Source organism: Streptomyces sp. NPDC054840, from assembly GCF_053611065.1.
In genome coordinates, this window is record NZ_JBSGZP010000496.1 from 1 (window position 1) to 5589 (window position 5589).

Sequence of the window (5589 nt, forward strand, 5' to 3'; positions counted from 1 at the left end):
GACGAGCAGGGTGCCGGTGGCGCGGGTGATCTCCCGGGCGGCCGTCAGGTACCCGGCGGGGGGTACGACGACGCCGTTCTCACCCTGGATGGGCTCGATGACAACGAGCGCGGTCTCCTCGGTGACAGCGGCCCGCAGAGCCTCGACGTCGCCGAAGGCGACGTGCGTGACGTCGCCCGGCAGCGGCCGGAAGGGCTCCTGCTTCTTGGGCTGGCCGGTGAGCGCGAGGGCGCCCATGGTACGGCCGTGGAAGCCGCCGTCGGTGGCGACCATGTGGGTCCGCCCGGTCAGCCGGCCGATCTTGAAGGCGGCCTCGATGGACTCGGCGCCCGAGTTGCAGAAGAAGACCTTGCCGGGGCGGCCGAAGAGCTGGAGCAGCCGCTCGCCGAGCGCGACGACCGGCTCGGAGATGAAGAGGTTGGAGACGTGGCCGAGGGTGGAGATCTGCTCGGTCACGGCCCGCACGACCGCCGGGTGGGCGTGCCCGAGGGCGTTGACCGCGATACCGCCGACGAAGTCGGTGTACTGCTTGCCGTCGGCGTCCCAGACCTGGGCGCCCTCGCCCCGTACGAGCGCGACCGCGGGGGTGCCGTAGTTGTTGGTCAGCGCCCCCTGCCAGCGTGCGCCGTACTCCTGGTTGCCGGTGCCCTTCGTCATTCCGTTCCCCCTGACCGGTCGTCGGGCACGACCATCGTGCCGATGCCCTCGTCCGTGAAGATCTCCAGCAGGATCGAGTGCGGGACCCGCCCGTCGAGCACGCGGGCGGTGCTCACGCCGCCCCGCACGGCGTGCAGGCAGCCCTCCATCTTGGGCACCATGCCGCTGGACAGCTCGGGCAGCAGTTTCTCCAGCTCGCTGACGGTGAGCTTGCTGATCACCTCGTCGCTGTTCGGCCAGTCCGCGTACAGGCCTTCGACGTCGGTGAGGACCATCAGCGTCTCGGCGCCCAGGGCGGCGGCGAGCGCCGCGGCCGCCGTGTCGGCGTTGACGTTGTAGACGTGGTGGTCGTCGGCGCTGCCCGCGATGGAGGAGATGACCGGGATCCGGCCGTCCGCCAGCAGGGCCTCGATGGCGCCGGTGTCGATGGAGGTGATCTCCCCGACCCGGCCGATGTCGATGACCTCGCCGCCGATCTCCGGGCTGTGCTTGGTCGCGATGATGGTGCGGGCGTCCTCGCCGGTCATGCCGACGGCGAGCGGCCCGTGCTGGTTGAGCAGGCCGACCAGCTCGCGCTGGACGTGGCCCGCCAGGACCATCCGTACGACGTCCATGGCCTCCGGGGTCGTGACGCGCAGCCCCGCCTTGAACTCGCTGACCAGACCCTGCTTGTCGAGCTGGGCGTTGATCTGGGGGCCGCCGCCGTGCACGACGACCGGCTTCAGGCCGGCCTGGCGCAGGAAGACCACGTCCTGGGCGAAGGCGGCCTTGAGATCCTCGTCGATCATGGCGTTGCCGCCGAACTTGATGACGACGATCTTGCCGTTGTGGCGGGTGAGCCACGGCAGGGCCTCGATGAGGATCTGCGCCTTGGGCAGGGCGGTGTGCTTGCGGGCGGTGCCGTCGGAGGTGCCGGGCCGGCCGGTCTTCTCGTCGCTCATGAGGAGTAGGCGCTGTTCTCGTGGACGTACTCGGCGGTCAGGTCGTTGCCCCAGATCACGGCGGATTCGCTGCCGTTCGACAGGTCGGCGGTGATCCGGACCTCGCGGCCCTTCATCGAGACCAGGTCGCGGTCGTCACCGACCGATCCGTTCCGGCAGACCCAGACGTCGTTGATGGCGACGTTCAGCCGGTCCGGGTCGAAGGCGGCCTGGGTGGTGCCGATCGCGGAGAGCACCCGGCCCCAGTTCGGGTCCTCGCCGTGAATGGCGCACTTGAGCAGGTTGTTCCGGGCGATGGACCGGCCGACCTCGACCGCGTCGTTCTCGGTCAGCGCACCGATGACCTCGATGCGGATGTCCTTGCTGGCGCCCTCGGCGTCGCCGATGAGCTGGCGGGCCAGGTCGTCGCAGACCTTGCGCACGGCCTCCGCGAAGTCCTCGTACGCCGGCACCTGGCCGGAGGCGCCGGAAGCGAGCAGCAGCACCGTGTCGTTGGTGGACATGCAGCCGTCGGAGTCGACCCGGTCGAAGGTGGTGCGGGTGGCGGCGCGCAGCGCCTTGTCGAGGGTGGCGCTGTCCAGGTCGGCGTCGGTGGTGAGGACGACGAGCATGGTGGCCAGGCCCGGGGCGAGCATGCCGGCGCCCTTGGCCATGCCTCCGACGGTCCAGCCGCCCTGCGAGACGGTGGCCGTCTTGTGCACGGTGTCGGTGGTCTTGATGGCGATGGCGGCGGACTCGCCGCCGTCCGCGGACAGGGCCGCGGCCGCCGTCTCGATGCCGGGGAGCAGCTTGTCCATGGGGAGCAGGACGCCGATCAGGCCGGTGGAGGCGACCGCGATCTCGCCGGCGTTGAAGTCGCCGCCGAGGACCTGCGCGGCCTTCTCCGCGGTGGCGTGGGTGTCCTGGAAGCCCTTGGGGCCGGTGCAGGCGTTGGCGCCGCCGGAGTTCAGGACGACCGCGCTGATGGCGGCGCCCCGCAGGACCTGCTCCGACCACTGCACCGGGGCGGCCTTGACGCGGTTGGAGGTGAAGACGCCCGCGGCGGCCAGACTCGGCCCGTTGTTGACCACGAGGGCCAGGTCGGGGTTGCCGTTGGCCTTGATCCCGGCGGCGATGCCCGCTGCCGTGAATCCCTGTGCTGCCGTGACGCTCACGGTGCGACTCCGATCGTCGAAAGACCCAGGCTCTCGTGAAGCCCCAGGGCGATGTTCATGCTCTGCACCGCGCCGCCGGCGGTGCCCTTGGTCAGGTTGTCGATGGCGCTGACGGCGATGATCCGGCCGGCGGACTCGTCGTAGGCGATCTGGACGTGGACGGCGTTGGAACCGTGGACGGATTTGGTGGACGGCATACGGCCCTCGGGCAGCAGGTGGACGAAGGGCTCGTCGGCGTAGGCCTTCTCGTACGCGGCGCGCAGCGATTCGGCGGTGGTGCCGGGGAGCGCCTTGGCCGAACAGGTGGCGAGGATGCCGCGTGCCATGGGCACGAGGGTCGGCGTGAAGGAGACGGAGACGCGCTGACCCGCGATCGGGCTGAGGTTCTGCACCATCTCGGGCGTGTGGCGGTGTCCGCCGCCCACGCCGTACGGGGTCACCGAGCCCATCACCTCGGCGCCGAGCAGGTGCGGCTTGAGGGCCTTGCCCGCGCCGGAGGTGCCGGTGGCGGCGACGATCACGGCCTCCGGCTCGGCGAAATTCCCCTGGTAGGCGGGGAAGAGCGCGAGGGAGACGGCGGTGGGGAAGCAGCCGGGGACGGCGATGCGCCTGGTGCCTGCCAGCGCCTCGCGCGCTCCGGGCAGTTCGGGGAGCCCGTAGGGCCAGGTACCGGCGTGCGGGGCGCCGTAGAAGGCGTCCCAGTCGGCGGAGTCCTTGAGCCGGTGGTCGGCGCCCATGTCGACGACGAGGACGTCCTCGCCGAGCTGGGCGGCGACGGCGGCGGACTGGCCGTGCGGGAGGGCGAGGAAGACGACATCGTGGCCGGCGAGAACCTCGGAGGTGGTGGCCTCCAGGGTGCGTCCCGCGAGCGGCACGAGGTGCGGTTGCAGGGAGCCGAGGAGCTGTCCGGCGTTGGAGTTGCCGGTCAGGGCGCCGATCTCCACCTCGGGGTGCGAGAGCAGGAGGCGCAGGACTTCCCCGCCCGCGTACCCGCTCGCACCGGCCACCGCTACACGTACCACCATCGGACCCTCCTCATCGATGGCATGACTATACGTACTTCTGCACGTTTATGCAATGCCTTCGATCTCGGGGAGAGGGTCCCGTCGAAGATCGCGCGCCGCGCCTCCAGGAAGATGTCTAGCAGGAAAGACCCGGGTGCGGCGGCGATTCCGCCGGTAGCGTCCGGCGCGGCCCGGCCCGTGGCGGGACCGTCCCGGCGGGGGCCGTCACGGCCGCGCGGACGCCGTCTCCTCGGCCGGCCGGTGCGACCCGTACGTTCGGCTCCCCATGGACCGCACAGCCCTGCTCCGGCTCGCATCGCACAGGCGTCAGGGCGCCCGGTACGGCCCTCCCGACCGGATTACGCCGGGGCCCGCAGGCACAGGTGCCAGCTGCCCGACCAGCCCGTGAGGGTCATCGTGGACAACGGCCGGACGTCCACGTTCCAGTAGGTCAGCGGGGGCGCCTTCAGCGCGTACACCAGGGCGGCCCGGACCACCGAGGGCTCCGCCACCGCCACGATCTCACCCCCGTCGTCGGCCGGCCGGGTGTCGAGCCAGCCACCGATCCGGGAGATGAAGGCGAGCAGGGACTCGCCCCCGTGCGGAGCGGATCGCGGATCGCTGAGCCACAGATCCACCGCCCCGGGCTCGCGGGCGGTCACCTCGGCCAGGGTCAGCCCCCGCCAGCGGCCCATGTCGCACTCGCGCAGCGCGGGCTGCGCGAGGGGCGCGTATCCGAGGGCCTCGCCCGTGGCACGGCTGCGCGGGGTCGGCGAGCAGTAGCGCAGCTCGGCCGAGCCCAGGGGTACGAGGCCCCGCGCGGCGGACTCCACCGACCGCCAGCCGGCTCCGTCCAGCGGGCGGTCGTCGTGGAAACGCTCGGCGAGCAGCGAGGAACTACGGGCTGCGGCGACGAGCGAAACCCGAACATGCATGCGGTGATGGTTATCCGCATCCCGCACCGGGTCAAGCGTCCCGACCGAGGCCGTCCGCCAGGCCGGTGCGCAGCCGCTGGACCGCCTCGACCAGTTCACCGGGGCCCGAGACGCCGGCGAAGCTCAGCCGGACGTGCGGGCCCGGCGGCTCCGCGCAGAAGTACGGGCGGCCGGGCGCCACCGCCACCCCGGCGCGCAGAGCGGCCGCCGCGAAAGCCGTGTCGTCGCCGCCCCCGGTCGGCCGCACCCACAACTGGTATCCGCCGGACGGCAGGTGCGGCAGCTCCAGCGCGGGCAGCTCCCGGCGCAGGGCCCCCGCGAGCACGTCCCGCCGGTGGCGCAGCTCGGCGGCCACCGTCCGCAGGTGGCGGGGCCAGGCGGGCGCGCCGACGAGTTCCAGGGCGGCCTCCTGGAGCGGCCGGGGCACGAAGAAGGAGTCCACGATCTGGATGGCGCGCAGCCGGTCGGCCACCGGACCCCGGGCGGCCAGGGCGCCGACCCGCAGGCTCGGCGAGGTGGCCTTGGTCAGCGACCGGACGTGCACCACGACCCCGTCGGTGTCCTCGGCGGCCAGGGTCGCGGGCAACGGGCCCGCGCCCTCGTGGGCCAGGGCGCGCGCGTAGTCGTCCTCGACCACGAAGGCCCCGGCGGCCCGCGCGATGCGCAGCACCTCGGCCCGCCGCCCCGGAGCCAGTACCGCTCCGGTCGGATTCTGGAACAGGGGCTGGCATACGAACACCCGCGCGCCGGTCGCTTCGAAGGCGGCGGCCAGCAGCTCCGGCCGGACCCCCTCGGAGTCCACCGGGACGGGCACGGGCCGGCACCCGGAGGCCCGGGCGATGGCCAGCAGTCCGGGGTACGTCGGGGACTCCACCAGGATCGGCGCGCCGGGCGGGGC

6 protein-coding genes are annotated in these 5589 nt (G+C 72.6%); all 6 read right to left on the reverse strand.

Going from position 1 to position 5589, the window contains the following annotated elements:
* A partial coding sequence (locus ACWGIU_RS27775) for an aminotransferase class III-fold pyridoxal phosphate-dependent enzyme (RefSeq protein WP_453710254.1) occupies positions 1-657 on the reverse strand: 657 nt, incomplete at its 3' end.
* Entirely contained in the window at positions 654-1598 is a 945-nt protein-coding gene (argB, locus tag ACWGIU_RS27780; protein ID WP_453710256.1) for an acetylglutamate kinase, read from the reverse strand. The genes ACWGIU_RS27775 and argB, both read right to left, overlap by 4 nt.
* The gene (argJ, locus tag ACWGIU_RS27785; protein WP_453710258.1) at positions 1595-2752 is read right to left on the reverse strand and encodes a bifunctional glutamate N-acetyltransferase/amino-acid acetyltransferase ArgJ; all 1158 of its coding nucleotides are present in this window, start codon (positions 2750-2752) and stop codon (positions 1595-1597) included. Before argJ ends, argB begins: the two co-directional genes overlap by 4 nt.
* Positions 2749-3777: an N-acetyl-gamma-glutamyl-phosphate reductase gene (gene argC, locus ACWGIU_RS27790; protein WP_453710260.1), complete on the reverse strand. Its 1029-nt coding sequence runs from the start codon at positions 3775-3777 to the stop codon at positions 2749-2751. Before argC ends, argJ begins: the two co-directional genes overlap by 4 nt.
* Before the next feature lie 338 nt (positions 3778-4115).
* Positions 4116-4691 carry a histidine phosphatase family protein gene (locus tag ACWGIU_RS27795; RefSeq protein WP_453710262.1) on the reverse strand — a complete coding sequence of 192 codons (576 nt, stop codon included), beginning with the start codon at positions 4689-4691 and terminating at the stop codon, positions 4116-4118.
* 31 nt (positions 4692-4722) lie between these two features.
* Positions 4723-5589 (reverse strand): aminotransferase-like domain-containing protein (locus ACWGIU_RS27800; RefSeq protein WP_453710264.1); only part of this gene is annotated, 867 nt, incomplete at its 5' end.

Bases quoted from the DNA above. Each gene is read 5' to 3' on its own strand.
- argC (WP_453710260.1), bottom strand. From the start codon at position 3,777: ATGGTGGTACGTGTAGCGGTGGCCGGTGCGAGCGGGTACGCGGGCGGG.
- ACWGIU_RS27795 (WP_453710262.1), bottom strand. From the start codon at position 4,691: ATGCATGTTCGGGTTTCGCTCGTCGCCGCAGCCCGTAGTTCCTCGCTG.
- argB (WP_453710256.1), bottom strand. From the start codon at position 1,598: ATGAGCGACGAGAAGACCGGCCGGCCCGGCACCTCCGACGGCACCGCC.